We start from the raw sequence: 21,749 nt of genomic DNA, 5'->3' as shown, positions 1-21,749 counted from the left end.
CTTATTTATCAGCCTTTACAAACAGGTAGTCTATCGCCTTGCCGTCGCCGGATATAGTAGCCTTTAGTTTGTTGCCATCCAGTGTATAAGTGATCATTTTTGGGAAATCATGCTCAGGGTTTTCGCATACAAAGCCATTATCTGTAAGCTGGGTAAGCTTAAAATAAACCGGTTTTTCGTTCTCCTTTACATCGGCAACGTAGTAAATGGCGTTGTCCTTTAATAACAAGGTGGTACGCTCGGTGATTATTGTATCGCTACCCTTTATCCTCGCGACAAAACCTTTCAACTCGGTTAAGCTTTTTCGCTCCCATTGCTCATAGCCCGAGGTACCGGGTTTTGCGTTAGTACGCGTCCATTTACCCACAAGCCCGTCCAGTTTGCTCATATCAGGTTCGGCAGGGTTGCGTTGTGCAAAGCCGGCAATACCATTAAACAGCAAGAGTGAAATAATAAGTATTTTACGCATAGCTACTACATTAAAAAATTGATTATCAAATATATAAATTAACAACAGCTTTTATTTATTCCTGTTATTAATCGCTATATCTGTCGTTACGCCAGGGGTAAGCAGTATTTGAGTAACCCCTGTCTTCCCAAAAGCCCAGTTTGTTTTCTGTAAGAAATTCTATCCTTTTTATCCATTTGGATCCTTTCCAGGCGTATAGCTGTGGGGTTATCATTCGTACAGGCCCGCCATGTTCTATTTGTAGCGGCTGGCCATCAAAGGTATGTACCAATAGCACATCGGGCTTAAGAGCTTCCTCTAAAGACAAATTGGTGGTATAAGTATCGTAACCATAACATAATACATGGGTAGCGGTTTCTTTTGGGTGTACCAGGGCAGCCAGATCTAAAAGGCTTACGCCTTTCCAGTGCATATCCAATTTACTCCAGGTGGTAACGCAATGAAAATCGGAGGTGTCTTTGGTTTGAGGCAATGCCATAAAATCGTTCCAGCTTAAGCGTACAGGGTTATCTACTGCTCCATCAATGGTAAGGCGCCATTTATCAAGCGGGATGCTGGGCTGATACCCCAGATCGAGCACTGGCCATTTAACAGTAGCTGTTTGCCCTATGGGGATACTGGGCATACCGTGCCTGTTTAGCTTTCCCGATCCTTTTGGCGAGTCGTCGGCAACGGATGGCGTTAGTTTTATTTTTTCTTCAAACCGCGCTTTCAGTTTCATCCGCGATTCGATAATGCGGTTAAGTTTATCTGCTTCGTCCATAGCTAAAATGTTAGATGACTTAAAAATAGCTAAAACTTAGTAAACACTAAAATCGCCTGTTTAGCGAGGAACAGATTTCCCTGCAAACGGCCATTCTTTATTTATCTTCGCCTTTATAAAATAAACCACGGTGCCCGTTGCTATAGCTGTTAAACCGCCCAGAACCATATGCAACCCTGTGGAAACCAATATACCGAACCATATTAAAATAGCCAGGTATACCGGCAGCGGAAACAGCGGCATTTTATAAGGAAAAAGCGTTGTTTTGCGCGCCTTTCGCAGCAAAAGCAAGCCTACTGCCTGGGCAATAAACTGGATAAGTATCCGCATAGCCAAGATGGCGCTTATCACATCCTTTAACTTAAATAACAAGCTAAAAACGAAAGCTATACCGCCCAACACCAATAGCGATACATAGGGAAAATTTTTGGTTGGATGCAGTTTGGCGAACACCTTAAAAAAGGCACCGTCGGCAGCAGCGGCGTAAGGTATACGGCTGTAGCCCAGCGTAGCCGAAAAAACCGAGGAAAATGCTACCAGTAATATCAGGCAGGTTACCACTTTGGCGGCAGTATTGCCCATCAGCAGCTGCATAAATTCGCTGATGACAAATTTGCTGCCCATAGCATGATGCCAGGGTATAACACTTACCACGCTTACGTTCATTAGCATATATAATACGGCTATGCCGGCTATAGAGAGGAACATACTGCGCGGAATATTGCGCGAAGGGTTTACAATTTCGCCGCCCAAATGGCAAACGTTATAATAGCCCAGGTAACTGTAAACGCTTTTTACGCTGGCAAAGCCTATGGCAGCTACAAAGCCGTAGTTAAGGTTTATGCCATCGTTTATATGACGGATGGGGTGTAAAAAATTACCATGAGCTATCCCCCCGCCTATTATCCAAAGCATGGTAACTAAAACCCCTGCCCAAAGTACCACGCTTATTTTGCCAATAGCTTCAATTTTACGATACAGTAGTATTATGATGCATATAACTACCGAGCCGCTCATAATCTTGGCTTCAATAATAGAAAGTGGTAACAGGTAAGAAAAGTAATCGGCAAAGCCTATGGCTGCTGATGCAATTACCAGGGGCGCCTGTATCATGGTTTGCCAAACAAATAAAAAGCTCATTAATCTGCCCAGCTTTGTTTTGCCGTAGGTTTCTTTCAGGAAGTTGTATGATCCGCCGGCCATGGGGAAAGCTGCACCTAATTCGCTCCATACCATAGCATCAACCATAGATAACAGCGCGCCGGCAAGCCACGCGTACAAAAACCAGGGGCCATTCATGGTGGCGATAACCATAGGCAGGGTAACAAAGGGCCCTATGCCTACCATATCTGTCATGTTTATGGCTGTTGCCTGTGCCAATCCCAGGCGGCGTACGAGTGATTCTTCAGCCATATCTATCACAAAAATAGATTTATTAGCTGTGAGGTGAAATTTATTGGGTCAGCGGTTTGTAATTAGTATAAAGGCAAGCCGGTATAACATTCCTGTCGAAATAGATAATAACCTTTTAAGAGTAACCTATTCGCAGGCAATGCTTTCCAGCATAAACTTTTTAAATTTAACAGGAACCACGGGTGTACCGGGCACCCTGCCTTTTAGGGCGAAAATACCGATGTAACGCGGAGTTATCATCACATCTTTTGTCGCCAGTTCCTTAAATGCCGAATTTGCGCCTGCACCTCCCGCATAAAGCAGGCGGTAACTGTTTCCTTTTTTTTCTATGCGGAGCGCTGTTTTCTTTAGATTACCGGATACCATCGCGCTGCTGACGGTGCTATCGAGCGTTAACACCGTGCTGTGTACAAATTCCTCGGGCTTGCCGCCACCGCCAGGTGTTGCTATCGCTTGCACCAATATCTCGTGAGGTTTATTAAAGCCGCCAAAAAAATCGTTATAAGCTAAAGAAAGGCGGATGCTGGGGCTGTTCATGCTGGTATCTTCCATTAATAATAAGCCAGCCTGCTGCCATTCGGCCGCGGGTATAAAATCCTCCATATGCAGCTCGGTTACAAAGCACCCGCCGGGCAAACTGCGTATCACCAGGTTTTTTATCTGCGGCAGGGAAGCGCTGTCGGGCCAGTTATCGCCGGCCAGTGTAAACAGTGTTAAGGCGTTAGAAATATCGCCGTGTTTGGGCCAGTATACATTGTCCTTATTTAAAACCTGCCATTCCTTATCAACCAGGGTCCTATCACCCACATCTTTAAAATTATCAGCAAAAGATACTGTGCTTTTCCGCTGATACCAGGTATAGGCAGCTAATAACAGTAAAACAGCTGCCAGTGCCGGCTTAACCCATGCAAAACTAACAGGCTTAACCTCCGGCGATATGGCTTTGGCCAAATGCCGTTCGCGGTATACAAACCAATACGGGTGGTGGCTTTCGTCTTTCTTCCGTTGCAACTCGTTAGTATACGGCGACTTCAACACGTAGCGGGCCAGCGTATCCATGGAGGCTACAGAAGGATTTTCATCTCCTTTTTCGCCCAACAAAAAAATCGAATAATTTTTTAAAGATCGCCATCCAACCATAAGACCAGTTTGATCTAATAATTGCTGTTGAAAAAGTTTCCCCTCGGTTTCGGTTAAAGGCTGGGTAAGGGATACACCAAAACAACGGGAATATGCTTCCCGGAATAATATCGAAAAAACTTTCAATTCAGGATCTTCCATGGTAGAACGTAGCGGCTAAATATCAAACGAGCCAAATATACAATTCCGTAAGGTTTCCGCTCCATTACCGCATAAAATCGTTACAATAAGGGAATTTTGCCACATGCAATATCGCATTCTTAAAAGCTTTATTACTATGAAAGATCTATTTTTTTTGGCAGCCATACTATTTGTAAACCAGCGCGTTTGCGCGCAGCAACTGCAGTTGCATTACGACATGCGGCACACCCTAAACCCCGGGGCGAAATGCCAAGAACTACCCCACCCTGTACTTTGAATACTTTAAGACCATCGATAGCGGCAAAACATTTATTAAACCCGGTAATTTTCTACTGAAGCTGCAGGCCGACCTGCTTGGCCAAAAGGCGAATATTGGCAAGTATTATATGCAGATTTCGCAGGAGCTGCGCTTTTGGCGGCCAAAAGTGTTTATTAACCTGCAATACAGTGGTGGGTTGGGCATCACAACGCCGCGCCAGTACAGTTACTACATTGTGAACACTTATGCTATCGGCTTAAGCTATCCCTTCAAAATTGGTGATGCCTTTTTCAGCAGCGTGCTCAATTACAGATATGTACCCTATACCCGGCCGAGCCACGATTTCCTCTTCACCACCTATTTCTATAAAGGCCTGTTTAATTATAAAGCCGAATTTGCCGGTAGTTTTTCCTGCTGGACAGAAAACAAAAACCATGGCGACGAACCGGATACCGGCCTAACCGGCAAACGCTTTTACTTTTTTGCCGAGCCGCAATTTTGGTATAAATTAAAGGGCGGCCTGTATATAGGGACAAAGATTAACACCTTTTACCATGTAAATACGACGGATAATATTGTAGAGGTATACCCTACTGCGGCTGTTAAAATAAAGTTGTAGATATTTTTGGAGAGTGGTGTTACACTCTGTATAAAACATCCGTCATGGTAGGTAAACAGCCGGTTTTTTCTATTTGTTAAGTGGTAGCAAAAACGCGCCTTTGCTAAGGAGGTGTATCAACGTTGGGTTAAGTGAGTAAATTACTTGTTGGTCGGCTGTTTTTTTATGTAAAAGCCCGCGCTTGCGCAACGGGCTTGGCTGTTATAAGATCAGTATAATAGCTCAAAAGGTCTTATGGATTTTGTATCTTCTAAATTCAATGTATAAAGTCTATAAATACTATAGATTAAGTATACATTTCAAATGTAGAAGATTTCATGCCTTAAACAAAATATTTAGAAATATTTTTTCTTGAGCCAAAACGCTACGTTCACCAGGGCAATTAAAGCAGGGACTTCAACCAAAGGCCCTATTACGCCGGCAAATGCTTCACCGGAATTTATGCCGAACACCCCTATGGCTACAGCGATGGCCAGCTCGAAATTATTACCGGTAGCTGTAAAGGCAATTGAAGTACTGCGCGAGTAATCGGCTCCGAAGTATCTGCCTGCAAAAAAACTCAGCAAAAACATAATGGTAAAATAAATAACCAGCGGGATAGCTATACGCACCACATCCATCGGTATTTTAATGATCAGATCGCCCTTAAGGCTAAACATTACTACGATGGTAAACAACAAAGCAATAAGCGTTAACGGCGAAATAAATGGAACATACTTTTTTTCGAACCACTCTGCTCCCATCAACTTAATAAGCGTGTAACGACTTATTATGCCTAAAGCAAAGGGCAGCCCTAAATAAATACCAACGCTTTTGGCTATCTCGGCAATGGTGATGTTAACTGCCAGGCCCTTTAGCCCGAAAAACGGTGGCAGCAGGGTAATAAATACATAGGCATAAACGCTGTAGAGCAATACCTGGAAAATACTGTTTAAAGCGATAAGCCCGGCGGCGTACTCGCGGTTGCCTTCGGCCAATTCGTTCCATACAACCACCATGGCTATACAGCGGGCAAGGCCAATGAGTATCAAACCAATCATGTAGTCCGGGTGATCCCGCAAGAGGGTTATAGCCAATATAAACATTAACACCGGGCCTATTATCCAGTTGAGGATGAGCGATACGCTAAGTACCTTGGTATCTTTAAATACTTCGCCCATGTTCTCGTATTTTACTTTGGCCAATGGCGGGTACATCATCAGTATTAAACCTATGGCTAAGGGGATATTGGTGGTGCCACTGGAAAAGGAGTTGATGAAGCCAGAGGATGACGGAACAAAGTAGCCTATTGCTACGCCTATCGCCATGGCCAGGAAGATCCATAGGGTAAGAAAACGATCGAGAAAACTTAGTTTTTTACGGTCGGCTGCGGGGGCGCAGTTTATTGCAGACATTAGTTTAAGTGTTGCTTAACAAAATCTAACGAATAAGCCTTTACCATATCCCGTACCCGGCGAAATTCGCCCATAATTTCCTCCTCTGTTCCCTTGGCTTTAGCCGGATCGGGAAAATTATAATGAAAGCGCTCTACCATACCCGGGAAATAAGGGCAGGCTTCGTTGGCATTATCGCAAACGGTTATCACATAATCGAAAGGGATAGTAAGGTATTCTTCCACATTGTTTGAGGTATGGGCCGATATATCCAATTGGTCTTCTGCCATTACTTTGATGGCACGTGGGTTTACGCCATGCGTTTCTATCCCCGCGCTATAAATGTTTGCTTTATCGCCGGCAAAATGGCGCAGGTAACCTTCGGCAAGCTGGCTGCGGCAGCTATTGCCGGTGCACAGTACTAATACATTCTTCATTTTTTTAGTTTATTGATTTTCTCATGGCGATGGCCGATTGCGGGCACACATGGCTAAACTCCGACGATGCTTTAACTTCCTCGGGGATATCCATCCGGGCAATGTGTTCATAACCTTTTCTGTTAAAATAATCCGCAGCGGTTTCGGTAAGCAGATAGATGCCTTCTAAATTTAATCCAGTAGCGATCTCTTCTATACGGGTCAGTAAGCCTGCTGCAATACCTTTACTTCGCTGTTGTTGGTCAACCGCAACCGAGCGCAGCAACGCATAATTACCATACAATTCCAGCCCGGCAACGCCGATAACCCTGTCATCTTCCGTGGCAACTATAAAGTTATCCAGCCCGGCGGGCAGGTCATCTACCGGGAGTTTTTCCGTCGATAACAGCCTGATAACTTCCTCTTTATGATCTTTTGCTTCCGAAATATTCATAAGAATTAATAATTAACAGCATCCGCCACCCGGTGTGCAACAAGCAGCTTCCGCAGCAAGGTTTACTAATTTAATTTTTGGTTGGGCCGGCTCGCAGCATTCCTCACCTTTATCATTGGTACCACAGCTGCCTCCCCTGTTAATAGCTTTACATTGGGTTTTATCGGCGTTGAGGTAAACTACCAGGTCTTCGCCCTCCACGTTTATTTCTGAAGGATACATTTGCCGTGCATCAAAACCGGCGTTTCCAAATTCAATTTTCACAATAGCTTCTTTATCCAATGGAAGCAATTTCTCTACCAAATCTATAATAGATAAGGCTTTACCAACCACCATGGCGCGCTCCTCTTGTTTCTCCGATGGCTCCCATAACTGAACGATCACCTCTGTCCATTTGTTCATCACCCCGCCACAATCTACCGATGTAATAGGTGCCTGTTTTATTTCGGTGATGTGATACGATGCGTCAACAAATTTATCTTCTGCATACTTAAATTGCAGATGCGAGGCGGGGCTTAGCTGTAATTGTGTTTTAAAATCGCCCCAATTAAGTGTTTCTGTTATATTCATATTAAATCGTTTTATTGCGATATTACGTTACATTTAATCAAAAAATATATTAGCAGCAGCTTTTAGCGTCAATTTCGTTGGAAGCGAAAAAACTGCTCAGCTGCTTGCTTAGTGTATTCCAAACTTCATCATTGATACAATAGCAAACACTTACGCCTTCAATAGTCCCTTTGATGATGCCTGCTGTTTTCAGCTCTTTCAGATGTTGCGAAATGGTTGCCTGCGCCAGGCCCAGTTCCAGTGCCAGATCGCCGCAGATACAGGCCTTTGCGGCTATTATCTGCTGTAAAATAGCAATACGGGCCGGGTGCGCTATCGCTTTTAGAGCGGTGGCCAGCTGGTTTTGCTTGTCGCTGAATATTTCGGTTTTTGTTAAGCCCATTACTATATCGCAATATTACGATTAATATTCAACTTCCAAATATTTTTTTTTTTTGCTGATATTAGCCCCAAAACTTCCCTTACGCCCTGTTTGTTAACATAACATGAAAATATTCCAGCAAAGTCTCGATCTCAAACCCCGCCGCCGTGGCTTCCATATCATCACTTACGACGTGATAGATGCCATGCCGCAGCTTAGCGAGTTGAAAACCGGGATCTGCCAGGTGTTTATCCAGCATACATCCGCCTCGCTTAGCATCAATGAAAACGCCGACCCTACCGTGCGGCAGGACTTTGAAATGTATTTTAACAAGGCCGTGCCAGAGAACGACCCCGATTACCGCCACGACGATGAAGGCAGCGACGATATGCCGGCCCACTTAAAAGCCGCAATGCTGGGCTGCTCGGTTACTATCCCAGTCCGCAATGGGCGATTAGCTTTAGGTACCTGGCAGGGTATTTATCTTTGCGAACACCGTAACCATGGCGGTCAGCGCAGGTTGGTTATAACTGCTTGGGGAGAATAAGAGAAAAGTCGCGAAACACCTCTTCTCTGTCGTAATTGTACCTTAATAGTCCCCGAATTTTGCAGATATTTGATCATCAATCCACAAACCATGCAAACCTTAGATATCATTAACGACCAGAAACAACTGAATGTGCAGGAAGCCAACCTTACGGGTTCGAAAATAACCTTGGCGTGTATCAACGAATTGGTGATGAACGACGTATCGGCAACCAACGTTAAGATCACCAACGCTAACCTGAGCGACCTGGAGATAGAGGGAGCACAATTAGGTGGCGCCTATATCCACAACATTGGTATGCCACCCAAAGGGCACCCCTATTACGATGAGAACGCCAAACAGCGCCCCCTGAAATTTGAAGATTGCGACCTGAATGGCAGTACCATAACCAATTGCGACCTAAGCAATGTAGAAATCGCTGATTGCGACACTACCGGCATGAAGATCAACGGTATTTTGATGGATGATCTGCTGAGGGCTTACAAATCGGCCTGGTAAAAAACCAGTTTGGCAATCGTCCGGCTTTCATGAATATTGCAACGTGGGTATTTTACGTTATAAACAAGATTGTTGCATATTTGCATCCTATGATGATGAACATCAAAATACTCGCGTTCGGCATAGCCAAAGATATTTTTGGAGGGAGTACAACGAATATCCAACTGGATGAAAACGCCACAACGAAGCAGCTAAAAACGCATTTAGAAGCTGCATATCCACGCCTGAAACAATTGGCGAGCTATATGGTAGCGGTTAATAATGAATATGCCGATGATGCAGGTGCGATAACAGAGCGTGACGAGATAGCCATTATACCACCGGTAAGCGGGGGATAACTGTTAATGGCGGTGGTGACACCGCCATTTGGGAAGAAAAAAACAATATTCCGGTGTCCTCACCGGAATATATCTATCAAAATGAACACACAAATAGAGATCCATACCGAACCGTTAAATATTCAATCCTGCATAGATTGGATCATGTCGCCACATTCGGGCGGGATAGACGTTTTTATTGGCACGGTACGGGATATGACCAAGGGCAAGACTGTAGTCCGACTTGAGTTTGAAGCGTATAATCAAATGGCTATCAAAGAGATGGAAAAGATATCTCAACAAGCGTTTGATAACTGGCCGGTTCAAAAAGTTCTTATCCATCACCGTACAGGAGTATTAGCCGTAGGCGAAATACCTGTTATCATCGCGGTATCAGCAGCGCACCGGGCGGCGGCATTTGAGGCCTGTCGATACATCATAGATACCCTGAAAGAAACCGTACCTATCTGGAAAAAGGAAGTATTTGAGGATGGTGAAGTGTGGGTGGCCGCGCATCCGTAGGTCAGAACCGGGATTTCACCGATTATTACGATTAACACGATTTTTCCATAGAGGTGGATGTTTGGGTTAGGCACCTATTCCGTTTTCAAGGGATAGGGCCTTAATTTGCGGCGCCAGTTTATTTACCAGCTTTACTGCTTCCCCGCTTCTTTTGCCTGTGGCGCAATAAAAAACTACCGTTTTCTCCAGCTGTAACAGGTCGAGATTTTCTTCCAGTTCATCCAGTGGGATATGTTCTCCGCCGATGTCGTGCAGGTCATGCTCCTGCAGGGTGCGGACATCTATCAGTTGGATGCTATTATCATCCAGGCCTTTTTGCAGATCAGTTTGAGTAATAACCGACACTTCTGCGGTTGGTTGCAGAACGGTAATATTAGTTTTTGTGGTACTACCTATCCTGATGATACGGCTTTGCATGCTCTGTGCATCAAATATCAACACTTTGCCCGCGAGTAACTCTCCTGTTTGGGTAATGTATTTGATTACCTCATTAGCCTGCATGCTTCCAATGATGCCAGCCAACGTAGGTATAACGCCTCCTACTGAACAATTGGGGATCTGGGTAGCATCCACCTCCGGGTAAAGGTCGCGGTAGTTTGGCGTTCGGGTTCCGTCTTCATTTGGCATATTCCAAACAGCAACCTGGCCCTCATATTGATAAATAGCACCGTAAACAAGCGGTTTTCCCAGTAGAACACAGGCATCGTTGATGAGGTAGCGGGTTTCAAAGTTATCCGTGCCATCTACTATAATATCATAATCATCAATTACTTGCAGTACGTTTACTGAAGTGATTTTATCGACATAGGGAATAATTTCTATTTCCGGATTTTGCCTTAGCAACCGCTCGCAGGCGATGAGCGCTTTATGTTTACCCACATCATCCGGGTCGTACAAGATCTGGCGATGGAGGTTACTAAGTGATACGGTATCATAATCGGCAATGCCAAGTGTACCCACGCCGCTGGATGCCAGGTATTGCGCGGCGGGGCAGCCCAAGCCTCCGGCACCAACAATAAGTACCTTTGCATCGCTTAAACGCTGTTGAATAGCCTCGCTAAAACCGGGCAACGCTATCTGGCAACTATATCGATGCAGGTCAGGGTGCATCGGTTTGGGCGAGTTTGTTATGAATAATGCGCTTCACGCGGTCCATTTCTTCAGGCGTGTTTACGTTCGATAATGCTTCCGCATCCGGTACCTGTAACAGTTTGATATCGGAGTTGATGAGCACCTTGCGCGGGCAGGAATACCCCTGCGCTAAAAATTGAAGTAAAGCAGGGTAAGATTTTGGTTCCCAAATGGTTATTAATGGTTCGGGGAAGTTTGTTACCTCGCTGTGGTAAGCGGTGGCAATGTGTTTTACGCTTCGGTTTTCGGTAAGATGCTGCAATATCTCCTCATCAACCAGCGGCATATCACAGGCCACTACCAACCACGCCGCCGCCGGGTTTTGGCGAAATGCGGAAAGGATCGCCCCATAAGGACCCAGGCCGGTAAAGGTATCTGTAAGGGTTGCATACTGCGCATCTATCTCCAGTTTCTGCTCTTCATCCCGGCAGGAGATAAAGACTTCATTGCAAAAGTTCGCCAATACATCGGCCATATGGTAACGCTGTTCTTTGCCGTACCAGTGAAGTGTTCCTTTATCTACACCCATACGTGCGCTTTTGCCTCCTGCCAATACCAGGCCGTTTAATACAGGTTTGGCCTTCAGCAGTTTCGACTGGAAAAAGCCAATGACCTGCGCGGTATCATCGTTTATTTTGTAGGTAGGCAGTTCCTGCCAGTTGGGCAAGGCTTCTTTTATAAAATCGAAGGGCTCGTCAGCATTATCGGCAAGCAATATCATGGCCACGTTGCTGAGCTGCCCTACCCTTTTTTGTAGCGAGGCTCGTTTATTGATGTCGATAATTACTACTTGTTCCTTAGCCTGCTGATGGTTACCGTTTACCAGCACCAGGTCCATCTCTGCAAATAGCTGGCGCTGCTTAAAGGCTGTTAAGGGTGCCTGATAATTTAGCTGGCAAAAATTTAGCTGATCGGTATATTCCAGGGCCGCGCCGCTGGTTAACCTGCCGGGGAGCTGGATGACATCATCGTTATGCGAGGTATCGGCATAAGCGCACTGGTATTGTGGCGATAATGCCGCGATGATACGATCTGCAAGCAGTTTAACAACCGTACATGGCCCGCCTAAAATAGCCCACTCGTTGCGGCCGAAATTGCCGTTTGCCGGGCGGGCAATGGCGGTATGCTTTTTATGATCTTTTAAAGTCACGCTTACCTCCTGTTTTTGAGATGAGTTTGGTTTCCTTTATCACAATATCGTGGCTCATGGCCTTGCACATATCGTACACCGTTAAAGCTGCAACAGACGCGCCAACAAGTGCTTCCATTTCGATACCGGTTTTAGCTGTAATGCTGGCTGTACATTCAATCACTACTTCACTATTCTCATTCAACTTAATGTAAACCTGGCAGTTATCCATACCTAATGGATGGCATAGTGGAATAAGGTCGCCGGTTTTTTTTGCCGCCATAATACCCGCTATAATAGCCGTTTGGAATACCGAACCTTTTTTTGTTTGCAGTTCGCCATCTGTTAAATGCTGCAAAACTTCGCCGGGCAGCACCACAATACTTTGCGCTGTTGCTGTACGGTGTGTAAGCTGCTTTGCAGACACATCTACCATGGTAGGGTTATCCTGCTTATCTAAATGACTTAGTTTTGATTCCACAGATTATATTTTTGATTACACCGATTTTTTTGATTTCAACGTTCACCGCTAAAATATCCAAACCTGATAAGCGTCGCCCTTTTTAAATTCGTTCCTTTCTAACGGTAGTTCCATAAAAGCATCGGTGTCTGCTAAGTTAGCAAAATCGCCCGAGCCGTTTCCTTCTATCGGGGTTGCCATCAATTGCCCGCGGTTATTAAAATTTAGCTTAACCTGTAAAAAGTACTGTAGCTGCGGTTGAAAGCTGAAATCGCTATCTAAAACAGCATACACAGGCGCTTTAGCTGGCAAGCCAAGTGTTGCATCCAGCCACAACAAAAAATACCTGTGCAGGCACATAAATGTAGCTACAGGGTTACCCGGAAACGCGAACACCAGCACGCCGTTATCATGCCTGCCAAACCAAAACGGCTTGCCGGGTCGTTGTGCTACCTTATGGAACAATTTATTTACCTGCAATTCTTCTAAAGCCTTTGGGATATAATCAAACTTACCCATGCTGATGCCACCGCTCAGCAGTATCACATCGTAATTTTGCAGGCAATTGGCTATTTGCTCCTTCGTTACCTCCGGATTATCGGGAATATGCAGCATATCGGCATGTAAGCCGTGGTTGGTTAGCGCCGCTTTTATGGTGTAGTTGTTTGAGCGCCTGATCTGGTATGTTGTTGGCGTATCGTTTACATCAACCAGTTCATCCCCGGAAGAAATAATAACTACCCGCGGCAGTTTTTTAACCAACAGTCCGCCTTTGCCCACCGATGCCGCAAGGCTTATAATAGCCGGTGTTACTTTTTGGTTCGCGGCAGCCACTACATCTCCTGCGTGTTTATCCTTCCCTTTAAAATGGACGTTCTGGCCTTTTTTAATGTTATGGATAGTTAAAGCTGCCAGACGATTACGGATCTCGAGGTCTTCGTAACGGATAACCGTATCAAGTGAAGGGTGCAGAGCCGCCCCGGTCATAATTTCGATGCAGAGGTCATCATCCTCAATACCCATGGGCTCGTCGCCCGCGGCTTGTGTGGCCTTGATATGAAATGTGCTGATGCCTGCTTCTATCGCTTTATAGGATATGGCAATGCCGTCCATGGTTACCCGGTTAAAGGGCGGCAGGTCGCGATCGGCCAGCAGATACTCCGCCAAAACGCGGCCGAGAGCCTGTTCAAAAGGCACAGTTTCGGTACCATGATCTTTCAACTGGGCAAGTACTATCTTTTCGGCTTGTGCTACCGTTGTCATATCATCAGGTATTTAGCCACCAATGGTAGCCATCGATTCATGAAAGTTGGGGTTTTCCATCCGTTTACGTTCGGCTGCCCAGCCGTCTTTTTCGCGGCTGTTGAATGCAACGCGCAAGGCATCTACTATGGCGGTGTTACTTTTCCCCTCGCGCATCAGGTCTTTTATATTCAGCACGCCGTCATCGTACAAGCAATTCTTCAAAGTTCCCTGCGGGGTAATACGGATACGGTTACAGGTACCGCAAAAAGTACGCGAATAAGCGGCAATGACACCTATGCTGCCCAGATGTCCGGGGATTTGATAATTATAAGCGGTAGAGTATTGTGGGTCGGGAACTTTTTGGATGTCGGGATAAACGCTCCTGATTTCATCGAAGATGTGTACGTAATCCCAAAGCACACCGCTGTAGCTGTGGCCGTCACCGTTAAAGGGCATTTCTTCTATAAAGCGTACACTTACCGGTAAGTCTTTGGTTAATTCTACCAGGGGGATAATATCCTGCGTGTTTTTGCCTGCCATAACCACGGCATTTATTTTCACCTCCATATCGTGCTTCAGCAATTCGTGCATGGTATCCATCACGTTGGCAAACTCATCGCGGCGGGTTATAGCAAAAAAACGACCGGCATCCAAAGTATCCAGGCTCAGATTTACAGAGCGTACGCCTATAGCCTTCAATTCGGCAACATGCGGCGCGGTTAAAACACCATTTGTAGTAAGGCTTAATTCTTTTAAACCCTCCAATTTGGAGAGCGCGGTGAGCAGCTGCATGATATCCTTGCGCACAAAAGGCTCACCCCCTGTAATGCGGATCTTATCGATGCCCATTTTTACCAGCAATTCGCAAACGCGCAGCATTTCCTCGTAGCTCATCAGCTCGGTGCGGCTTAGCCAGTTGAGGCCATCCTCGGGCATACAGTAAAAGCAACGCAGATTACACCTGTCGGTTACCGCCAGGCGCAGGTAAGTAATTCTTCTGCCGTGATTATCTAATAACAAACGCGTATGGTATTAAAACAATGAATACGAATTTCACGAAAAAAAGCGAATTACACGAATTTTGAGAATTTAATGACGCTAATTTCACGAAGTCTGAAGAACACGAATTTCACGAATTACTAAAAAGTGAATGCCACGAATTTTGATCTGCAATGATGCTTTTCAAAATTCGTGGCATTCGCCTCAATTAGTGTAATTCGCTTTTATTTATTTCGAAAACTTGTATATCGTAACCGTTTTATAAACCGCACCTGGCTTTAAAACCGTAGACGGGAAAGCAGGTTGATTCGGCGAATCGGGGTAATGCTGCGTTTCCATAGCAAAAGCCGTGCGATGCTCATCTTTTGCACCACCCTTTAAGGTGTTAGTACCGTTCATAAAGTTGCCGGTGTAAAATTGCATACCCGGCTCCTCGGTAAATACTTCCATTTTTATACCGCTTTTATCGCCTACAACAGTGGCGACCGGGGTGCTGATATCGTGTTTGTTCAGCACGTAGTTATGATCGTATCCTTTGCCATCTTTTAGCTGGATGTTATCCTGCTCTATTCTCGAGCCTATGGTAGCAGCCGCTGTAAAATCAAACGGTGTGCCTTTAACCGGCTCTATTTTGCCGGTTGGGATCAATGTACTATCAACCGGTGTGTAAGCATCAGCGTCTATTTTCACAGAGTGTTCTAAAACAGAACCCGTGCCCTGCCCGTTCAGGTTGAAATAAGCATGGTTGGTTAAATTAACCACGGTGGTTTTATCTGTAGTAGCCTCGTAGCTTACTTTAAGGGCGTTATCATCGGTAAGGGTGTAAATTACTTTCACCTTTAAGTTGCCGGGGAAACCTTCTTCCATGTCTTTAGACAGGTAGCTGAGTTCTACAGTGGCGCTGTCGGTTTGTTTGGCATCCCATACCATGCTGTCGAAGCCTTTTTTACCACCATGCAACGTGTTTGGGCCGTTATTGGTAAACAAAGTATACTCCTTGCCATCCAGCGTGAATTTTCCTTTTGCCAGGCGGTTGCCGTAGCGCCCAATAGTAGCTCCGTAATATGCCCCTGCCGCTTTTTGGAAACCCTCAATATCATCAAATCCCAAAACAACGTCTGTAATCTCACCAGCCTTATTGGGTACAAGCAGGCTTATTAAATGCGCGCCGTAATTGGTAATTGCTGCTTCTGCACCGTTTTTGTTCTTCAAAATAAACAATTCGGTTTTCTTGCCGTCGATAGTTCTCTCGAACCTGGCTGCCGCAGGCAATTTTACTGTGGCGGTTGTTGTGCTGTCTGTCATGGTGTTGCTTTTTGGTGCAGATTGATTGCAGGCAGCCATAAACATGCTGCCGGCGATTGCCAGTGCCAAAGTTGGTTTTTTTAAGGTGTTTTGCATAATTTTTTATAAGTATTGGTTGTATTATTTGTGTTGCGATGGTATTGCCAAAGGTGTATTCTCTTTCACGGGGATTCCAAATTTTGGCGTACCATCTTTGTTCCAGGTAAATTTTTGCATCCGGGGCGAACGGAAACCGCCACAGCCCTGCCCGGGTTTAGCATTGGCGTGATAAATTATCCAGTCCTCTGTTCCATCGGGCGATTTAAAAAAAGAATTATGCCCTGGCGCATAAACGCCATTCGCCTCTGATTTTTTGAATACCGGTTCCGCTGATTTTTTCCACGATTTTGGGTCGAGCAGGTTGCTGTTGGCCGATGCGGTGAGTATACCCAGCGCGTAAAAATCTGTCCAGCAGCCACTGGCCGAATAAATAAGAAATAATTTATTGCCGTGCTTTAAGATCTCGGGGCCTTCGTTCACATTAACATGTGGAGGATTATTGGCATCGTGCAGGTCGCCGTTCTTTTCCCAATCGTAAAACGGACTGAAGATCTTTACCCGCGGCCCCTCAATGGTGTAAGGGTTTTTCATTTTAGCGATGTAGATGTCCTGCTGGCCGTTCTCGTCGCCTTCCCAGCCTGCCCATATCATGTAAAGCTGGCCTTTATGCGTAAATACCGACCCGTCTATGGCCCATTTATCGGTAGCATCGCCTACTTTGCCTTTAAATTCCCAGGCGCCCGTTAAAGGGTCGGCGGCAGCATTTTCCAGCACATAAAGGCGGTGATTATTATTGCTGCCGTCATCTGCAGCAAAATAGATATACCATTTGTTGTTAAGATAATGCAGTTCGGGCGCCCAAAGCTCTTTAGAGTATTGCGTATTGGCGGGCGGTGTCCAAACCGTTTTCTTTTTAGCTGAGGCGAGCTCGGCAAGGTTTTTCGTCTTCCAGATATTCAGCTTGTTTTGAAGCGAATTGGTGTAGTAGTAATAGCCATTATGGTAGATCACCCATGGATCGGCGCCCGAAGGCAGCAAGGGATTTGTGAAGGTTTTAGCAGGTTGAGATTGGGCATAGATGATATCGTTTGATCCAATCATTATTATCAATGCTAAAACAAACCCTGTTAACTTCATCGTCGTTCTATCTTATTACTGCCGAATCGCAAATATATGTTGGTACAATGCCGGTTGAGGTCATCCTGTTTTGGGCATCCGCCGCTAACGTATTGCCGGATAATACCAAAACGGTATCCAACCCAAATTTGTTGCCACCTAAAATATCTGTTTGCAGGGTATCCCCTACCATTACTATCTCTTTTTTGCTGATGGGGCGGTATTCGCGGATCAGGTCGTAAGCAAACATAAACATCTGCGAATCGGGTTTACCAAAACGAATAAACTTTTTCCCAACGATAGTTTCTACCATGGCGGCTATCCCGCCTATAGCTACAGCTATGTCGTTTATATTAACCGGGTAAGCAAAATCTGTATTTGCCACAATAGCCGGAATGGTACGGCGGCGCAACAGGTTTACGGTTTTGTTCAGGTCGTTACACCAATCAAAACCTTCATCATCTAAAAACACCAGGGCGTTTACTTTATCAAAGTTATCCGGCGTAATGCCGCTAACCGGCAAGGTATGCAAGCCCTCGCTTTCAATGTAATGGGCAGAGTCTTCGGTACCTAAGTAGGCCACTATCCCATCATCAACTTTAAGGTCGAGGAATTCTTTGGTGAGCATACCCGAAGATATAACCCTGTCTGCAGTGATTGCGGTAAGTCCTTTTTTATGGTACGATTCTGCAAGCTGCGTTGGGCTGCGCGATGCATCATTGGTTACGATGTAGTACTCTTTACCCGATTCTTCCAGGTAATCAAATGTCCGCTCAATACCCGGCACTAACCCGCCGTAATTTTTCAAAACACCGAACGCGTCAAAAAAAACCACCTCGTAATTATCAATTATCTCACGGAAATCATCAATGCGTTTCATTGGTTGTTAGTTGTAGTAGTTAAAATGGTTGTAAAAGTTAAAAAGGTTGTAAGGGTTTGGAGAGGTTGCAAAGCAAAGGTACACCGCTATAACTTTTACAACCCTTACAGCTCTTCTAACCTAATTCAACTTTAAAGCCTCTATTATTTTCTCGGCATCAAAATCGCGGTCTACCGATGGCAGGTAAACATCAAATGCTTCTGCCTGCAGTTTTTTCGCGTATTGATCGTTAAAAAAGTGCTTGCCATCTTTTATCACATAGTTGAGGATAAAAAAGCGGTACGCCTCTTTCATAAATCTTATCTCGTCAGCTGTAAGCGGGTATACTTTGTGATACTCTTTCAGGAAGGTAATAAACCTATCCTCCATCATAGGGCCTATTACGTAACTGAATACTGTACGGTCGCCCACATCTGATACCACCCTGCTAAAAAAGTAAAAGTCGAGCACGCGGTAGCTCATCCTAAACCAATCGTAATCCCAGCGTGAATATAGTTCGTAATTCGGGGTAACCGAAAAATTCCCAATGTTCCAATCAATAAACACAGGAATAATATCAAACGATGACATGTTGTATTTAGAGCGGTTCCGCAAAAACAGGTCGCAATGGTATTTTAGAAAATCCACTTGCATGGCCGAACCAAAATTCCTTTCGTTCTTCTCTAATTGCTGCTGCAGCGAATAGATATCCGTACGCAGCGTTTTACTTGATTTCGGCAATACATTTTTTACCCTGCTACAGGCCTTATGGAATTTACCCAATTGCTGCCCAAGTTTTTTGATGAGGTTGTCATCCAGGCGTTTTGGTAACCTATCGAGGATGCGGGTTGGGTTATAAAACACCACCCAGGCATCTGTTTTGCCGTATTTATAGTGGTAAATATAAACGCGGTTGTTTTTTAACAGCGACTTGGCCAGCAAGTTCTCAAAGGGGTAAAGCAGGTTATTGCTCAGCGAGTGGATGATGCGGTGATCTTCCTTAAAATGCTCGAATTTACCAAAGAGCGATAGCTTGGCAATGATGATATCCTCATCATCAAATGTAATGCGGTATACGTGGTTGGTAGATACCATCGCGCTGATATCCTCAACACTTTTGATGGTTTTGGAAGCATCATAGCCTTCCCACGCTTTTTTTATAATGATAGAAAAGTCCATAGTTGTCTGAACCGGGATTAAGCGGATTTATGCGATTTATAGGATTTTGACAATCCTGTCGCAGAAATTCTTAAAACAGTTTAAATTGGTTTGGCGGCAAATATACTATTGTTTAAACTTTTTATTGAGGAGCCGTTTAAAAGTTAAAGATTTACTTCCAAAATTTATTAACAGACCAATTTTTATATTATACGCTTCGAGATAATTTATGGCTTGGGCAAGATGAACATCTTCCAGTTGAATAATAGCCTTAAGTTCAACCGATATTATGTTTTGAACTAAAAAGTCAACTCTACGCTTACCTACCTCCACCTCACGATAAAAAATTGGCATTTCCTTTTCCCGCTCAAATATCAATCCCTGGTATCCCATTTCAACTTCCAACGCTCGCTGATAAACTACTTCTTGAAAACCATTGCCCAACGCCGTATGAACCTTCATAGCGCATCCAATTATTTTCCCGGTAAGGTCATCGTGTATTAATTGTTCAGGCATAAAAAAAACACTGATAAACAAGCAAATCAAAATCTATTCATCGCATAAATCCGCTTAATCCCGGTTCAGACAATTTCAAAGTATCTCTTCAACTCCCAATCACTCACACTTTTAGCGTATTGCCTGTGCTCCCACAAACGGGTTTGGGTAAAGTGCTGCACGAAATCGACACCGAAGAGTTCTTTGGCTACAGATGAGTTTTGCATAGCCGTTGCGGCATCGAACAGGTTGGCGTGTAAGCTGCCGTTGCTTTTATCCTGGTAGCCGTTGCCTGCTGTTGGGGCAATATTGAGTTTGAGTTTGTTTTTGATACCATAAAGGCCTGAAGCAAGCGCAGCAGCGATAGCCAAATATGGATTGGTATCTGAGCCGGGGATGCGGGTTTCCAGGCGGGTGTAGCCGATAGAGGTATTAATAACCCGGAGCGCGGTAGTACGGTTATCTACCCCCCACGTGATAGTGGTTGGTGCCCATGCCCCTTCTACGAGGCGCTTATAGCTATTAATAGTTGGGGCATACATTGGCAATAAATGCGGCATACAATAAAGCTGACCGGCAAGGTATTGCTTATGCAGCTCGCTCATTTTGTTTTCGTCGGTACCATCGTAAAAAAGGTTTTCGCTTTGGTCTTCGCTCCACAGGCTCTGGTGGATGTGGCCGCTGCAGCCGGGCAGGTTTTGGTTCCACTTGGCCATAAAGGTGGCGGCGATGCCGTGTTTGCTCGCAATTTCCTTCACAGCTGTTTTAAACAATACTGCTTTATCAGCTGCTGCCAGGGTTTCGCAATGTTCAATGGCGGCTTCGTAAACGCCGGGGCCTGTTTCGGTATGCAGGCCTTCTATCGGGATATTAAATTGGGTAAGCAGGTTAAACAGGTCGTAATAAAAATCGCTGTTTTGCGAGGTACGCAGGATAGAATAGCCAAACATGCCGGGCGTTAAAGGCTCCATGTTGGCAAAGTTTTTATCCTGCAAGCTTTGTGGTGTTTCTTTAAAATTGAACCACTCAAACTCCTGCGCAAATTCGGCATGGTAACCCATTGATTTGCACTCGCTTATTATCTTTTTCAATAAGCTTCGCGGATCGGCGGGCACAGTGTTACCATGCGGCCCGCTGTAATCGGCCAAAAAGAACGGGATATTATCCTGCCATGGTACGGTGCGGAAGGTTGAAAGATCGATATAGCAAAGTTTATCCGGGTAGCCGGTATGCCAGCCGGTTAATTCCATGTTATCATAGCAAACATCATTACTGTCCCAGCCAAAAACCACGTCGCAAAAGCCATAACCGGTTTTTAGCCCGTCGAGGAATTTCTTTGTGCTGATCACCTTACCGCGTAAAACGCCGTCTACGTCGGCAAAAGCAAATTTAACTTTGGGGATGTTATTTTCTTTGATGTAGGCTATTACCTGTTCCTGATCCATGTGGTTTAGTATAAAATGCCAATTTAAGCAAGTTTAATATATTATAGCGGATATAAATTTTACAAGTATATTTAACTATGCCCGATATGTATTTGTTTGTATACGGAACACTGCTGCAAAACGATAACCAATTCGGCAGGTATTTAACCCAGCATTGCAATTTTATAATAACCGGGAAGATAGCAGGTATATTGTACGACATTGGTGAATACCCCGGATTGGTTATTGATAAAAACGCAGGTTACGTTTTCGGCAGCGTTTATCAGATCCACAATACACATGTTTTAAGTGAGATAGATAGCTATGAAGGTGTTGGTGCCATCGAAGAGCAACCCAACTTATACTTAAGGATAAATCATCCAATTGAAACGGCGGAAGGAATAATAGAAGCCTGGCTCTACGTTTACAATTTACCTGTTGATGGGCGGCCACAAATAGTTTCGGGAGATTACATGGAATATTTAAGGCAAAAAAAATCCCCCGGTAATTAAACCGGAGGATCTGTA

Annotated in this window: 26 protein-coding genes; 6 read left to right on the top strand and 20 right to left on the bottom strand. The window is 44.8% G+C overall.

The genetic code is table 11. From position 1 onward, the window contains the following. Position 1: 1 nt before the first annotated feature. The 4 genes from IDJ77_RS12570 to IDJ77_RS12555 all read right to left on the bottom strand — a co-directional run bounded on the left by IDJ77_RS12570 (position 2) and on the right by IDJ77_RS12555 (position 3,926). The gene (locus tag IDJ77_RS12570; RefSeq protein WP_191189297.1) at positions 2 to 469 is read right to left on the bottom strand and encodes a DUF6265 family protein; all 468 of its coding nucleotides are present in this window, start codon (positions 467 to 469) and stop codon (positions 2 to 4) included. 67 nt (positions 470 to 536) lie between these two features. Then, positions 537 to 1,232, bottom strand: a complete 696-nt coding sequence (locus IDJ77_RS12565; protein WP_191189296.1) for a sulfite oxidase-like oxidoreductase — start codon at positions 1,230 to 1,232, stop codon at positions 537 to 539. A gap of 60 nt (positions 1,233 to 1,292) precedes the next feature. After that, positions 1,293 to 2,645, bottom strand: coding sequence for an APC family permease (locus tag IDJ77_RS12560; protein ID WP_191189295.1), 1,353 nt, complete (start codon positions 2,643 to 2,645; stop codon positions 1,293 to 1,295). A gap of 126 nt (positions 2,646 to 2,771) precedes the next feature. Continuing rightward, positions 2,772 to 3,926 carry a hypothetical protein gene (locus IDJ77_RS12555; RefSeq protein WP_191189294.1) on the bottom strand — a complete coding sequence of 385 codons (1,155 nt, stop codon included), beginning with the start codon at positions 3,924 to 3,926 and terminating at the stop codon, positions 2,772 to 2,774. A gap of 266 nt (positions 3,927 to 4,192) precedes the next feature. Between IDJ77_RS12555 and IDJ77_RS12550 the strand changes: the two genes are divergently transcribed. Further along, the gene (locus IDJ77_RS12550; protein ID WP_317174337.1) at positions 4,193 to 4,804 is read left to right on the top strand and encodes a DUF5020 family protein; all 612 of its coding nucleotides are present in this window, start codon (positions 4,193 to 4,195) and stop codon (positions 4,802 to 4,804) included. Between the two features lie 335 nt (positions 4,805 to 5,139). On the opposite strand, the gene arsB is transcribed toward IDJ77_RS12550, so the two are convergent. The 5 genes from arsB to IDJ77_RS12525 are packed head-to-tail and all read right to left on the bottom strand — an operon-like array spanning position 5,140 to position 7,999. Next, a complete protein-coding gene (gene arsB / locus IDJ77_RS12545) occupies positions 5,140 to 6,198 on the bottom strand; it encodes an ACR3 family arsenite efflux transporter (RefSeq protein ID WP_191189292.1) in 1,059 nt (352 codons plus the stop codon). After that, entirely contained in the window at positions 6,198 to 6,614 is a 417-nt protein-coding gene (locus IDJ77_RS12540) for an arsenate reductase ArsC (protein ID WP_191189291.1), read from the bottom strand. The genes arsB and IDJ77_RS12540 overlap by 1 nt, the downstream gene beginning before the upstream one ends. Positions 6,615 to 6,618: 4 nt before the next feature. Next, positions 6,619 to 7,047 carry an arsenic resistance N-acetyltransferase ArsN2 gene (gene arsN2 / locus IDJ77_RS12535; RefSeq protein WP_191189290.1) on the bottom strand — a complete coding sequence of 143 codons (429 nt, stop codon included), beginning with the start codon at positions 7,045 to 7,047 and terminating at the stop codon, positions 6,619 to 6,621. A gap of 12 nt (positions 7,048 to 7,059) precedes the next feature. Next, positions 7,060 to 7,617, bottom strand: coding sequence for a DUF6428 family protein (locus tag IDJ77_RS12530; protein WP_191189289.1), 558 nt, complete (start codon positions 7,615 to 7,617; stop codon positions 7,060 to 7,062). A 49-nt stretch (positions 7,618 to 7,666) separates the two neighbouring features. Next, positions 7,667 to 7,999, bottom strand: coding sequence for an ArsR/SmtB family transcription factor (locus tag IDJ77_RS12525; RefSeq protein WP_191189288.1), 333 nt, complete (start codon positions 7,997 to 7,999; stop codon positions 7,667 to 7,669). A 103-nt stretch (positions 8,000 to 8,102) separates the two neighbouring features. Here IDJ77_RS12525 and IDJ77_RS12520 point away from each other — a divergent pair, with 103 nt between their 5' ends. From IDJ77_RS12520 to IDJ77_RS12505, 4 genes are all read left to right on the top strand, one after another. Next, a complete protein-coding gene (locus IDJ77_RS12520) occupies positions 8,103 to 8,525 on the top strand; it encodes a secondary thiamine-phosphate synthase enzyme YjbQ (RefSeq protein ID WP_191189287.1) in 423 nt (140 codons plus the stop codon). A gap of 90 nt (positions 8,526 to 8,615) precedes the next feature. After that, complete coding sequence (locus IDJ77_RS12515) at positions 8,616 to 9,023, top strand: pentapeptide repeat-containing protein (RefSeq protein WP_191189286.1); 408 nt, start codon at positions 8,616 to 8,618, stop codon at positions 9,021 to 9,023. Between the two features lie 89 nt (positions 9,024 to 9,112). Continuing rightward, the gene (locus IDJ77_RS12510) at positions 9,113 to 9,361 is read left to right on the top strand and encodes a MoaD/ThiS family protein (protein ID WP_224751073.1); all 249 of its coding nucleotides are present in this window, start codon (positions 9,113 to 9,115) and stop codon (positions 9,359 to 9,361) included. Between the two features lie 81 nt (positions 9,362 to 9,442). Continuing rightward, positions 9,443 to 9,862, top strand: coding sequence for a molybdenum cofactor biosynthesis protein MoaE (locus IDJ77_RS12505; protein ID WP_191189285.1), 420 nt, complete (start codon positions 9,443 to 9,445; stop codon positions 9,860 to 9,862). 66 nt (positions 9,863 to 9,928) lie between these two features. Here the strand turns inward: IDJ77_RS12505 and IDJ77_RS12500 are convergent, their stop codons facing one another. The 11 genes from IDJ77_RS12500 to IDJ77_RS12450 all read right to left on the bottom strand — a co-directional run bounded on the left by IDJ77_RS12500 (position 9,929) and on the right by IDJ77_RS12450 (position 21,243). Then, the gene (locus IDJ77_RS12500) at positions 9,929 to 10,972 is read right to left on the bottom strand and encodes a HesA/MoeB/ThiF family protein (RefSeq protein ID WP_191189284.1); all 1,044 of its coding nucleotides are present in this window, start codon (positions 10,970 to 10,972) and stop codon (positions 9,929 to 9,931) included. Beyond that, a complete protein-coding gene (locus IDJ77_RS27940) occupies positions 10,962 to 12,143 on the bottom strand; it encodes an NTP transferase domain-containing protein (protein WP_317174336.1) in 1,182 nt (393 codons plus the stop codon). The genes IDJ77_RS12500 and IDJ77_RS27940 overlap by 11 nt, the downstream gene beginning before the upstream one ends. Then, positions 12,124 to 12,603 (bottom strand): cyclic pyranopterin monophosphate synthase MoaC, encoded by a 480-nt coding sequence (gene moaC, locus IDJ77_RS12490; RefSeq protein ID WP_394368034.1) that lies wholly within the window; start codon positions 12,601 to 12,603, stop codon positions 12,124 to 12,126. Before moaC ends, IDJ77_RS27940 begins: the two co-directional genes overlap by 20 nt. A 48-nt stretch (positions 12,604 to 12,651) precedes the next feature. Continuing rightward, positions 12,652 to 13,845: a molybdopterin molybdotransferase MoeA gene (locus IDJ77_RS12485; protein WP_191189283.1), complete on the bottom strand. Its 1,194-nt coding sequence runs from the start codon at positions 13,843 to 13,845 to the stop codon at positions 12,652 to 12,654. Positions 13,846 to 13,857: 12 nt separating this feature from the next. Continuing rightward, entirely contained in the window at positions 13,858 to 14,847 is a 990-nt protein-coding gene (gene moaA / locus IDJ77_RS12480; protein ID WP_191189282.1) for a GTP 3',8-cyclase MoaA, read from the bottom strand. A 207-nt stretch (positions 14,848 to 15,054) separates the two neighbouring features. Continuing rightward, positions 15,055 to 16,227, bottom strand: a complete 1,173-nt coding sequence (locus tag IDJ77_RS12475; protein ID WP_224751072.1) for an aldose epimerase family protein — start codon at positions 16,225 to 16,227, stop codon at positions 15,055 to 15,057. 24 nt (positions 16,228 to 16,251) lie between these two features. Next, complete coding sequence (locus IDJ77_RS12470) at positions 16,252 to 17,271, bottom strand: glycoside hydrolase family 43 protein (protein ID WP_224751071.1); 1,020 nt, start codon at positions 17,269 to 17,271, stop codon at positions 16,252 to 16,254. 43 nt (positions 17,272 to 17,314) lie between these two features. After that, positions 17,315 to 18,166: an HAD-IIA family hydrolase gene (locus IDJ77_RS12465; RefSeq protein WP_191189280.1), complete on the bottom strand. Its 852-nt coding sequence runs from the start codon at positions 18,164 to 18,166 to the stop codon at positions 17,315 to 17,317. A gap of 120 nt (positions 18,167 to 18,286) precedes the next feature. Then, entirely contained in the window at positions 18,287 to 19,324 is a 1,038-nt protein-coding gene (locus IDJ77_RS12460) for an aminoglycoside phosphotransferase/kinase family protein (RefSeq protein WP_191189279.1), read from the bottom strand. Between the two features lie 105 nt (positions 19,325 to 19,429). Continuing rightward, positions 19,430 to 19,819 (bottom strand): GxxExxY protein, encoded by a 390-nt coding sequence (locus IDJ77_RS12455; protein ID WP_191189278.1) that lies wholly within the window; start codon positions 19,817 to 19,819, stop codon positions 19,430 to 19,432. 65 nt (positions 19,820 to 19,884) lie between these two features. After that, complete coding sequence (locus IDJ77_RS12450) at positions 19,885 to 21,243, bottom strand: glutamine synthetase family protein (protein WP_191189277.1); 1,359 nt, start codon at positions 21,241 to 21,243, stop codon at positions 19,885 to 19,887. Positions 21,244 to 21,329: 86 nt separating this feature from the next. Between IDJ77_RS12450 and IDJ77_RS12445 the strand changes: the two genes are divergently transcribed. Further along, a complete protein-coding gene (locus IDJ77_RS12445) occupies positions 21,330 to 21,734 on the top strand; it encodes a gamma-glutamylcyclotransferase family protein (RefSeq protein ID WP_191189276.1) in 405 nt (134 codons plus the stop codon). The last annotated feature ends 15 nt before the right edge of the window (positions 21,735 to 21,749 follow it).

It is taken from the genome of Mucilaginibacter pankratovii, assembly GCF_014773265.1.
In the GTDB taxonomy this organism is placed as follows: Bacteria; Bacteroidota; Bacteroidia; order Sphingobacteriales; family Sphingobacteriaceae; genus Mucilaginibacter; species Mucilaginibacter pankratovii.
This window is presented reverse-complemented; position numbering and strand designations above follow the sequence as displayed.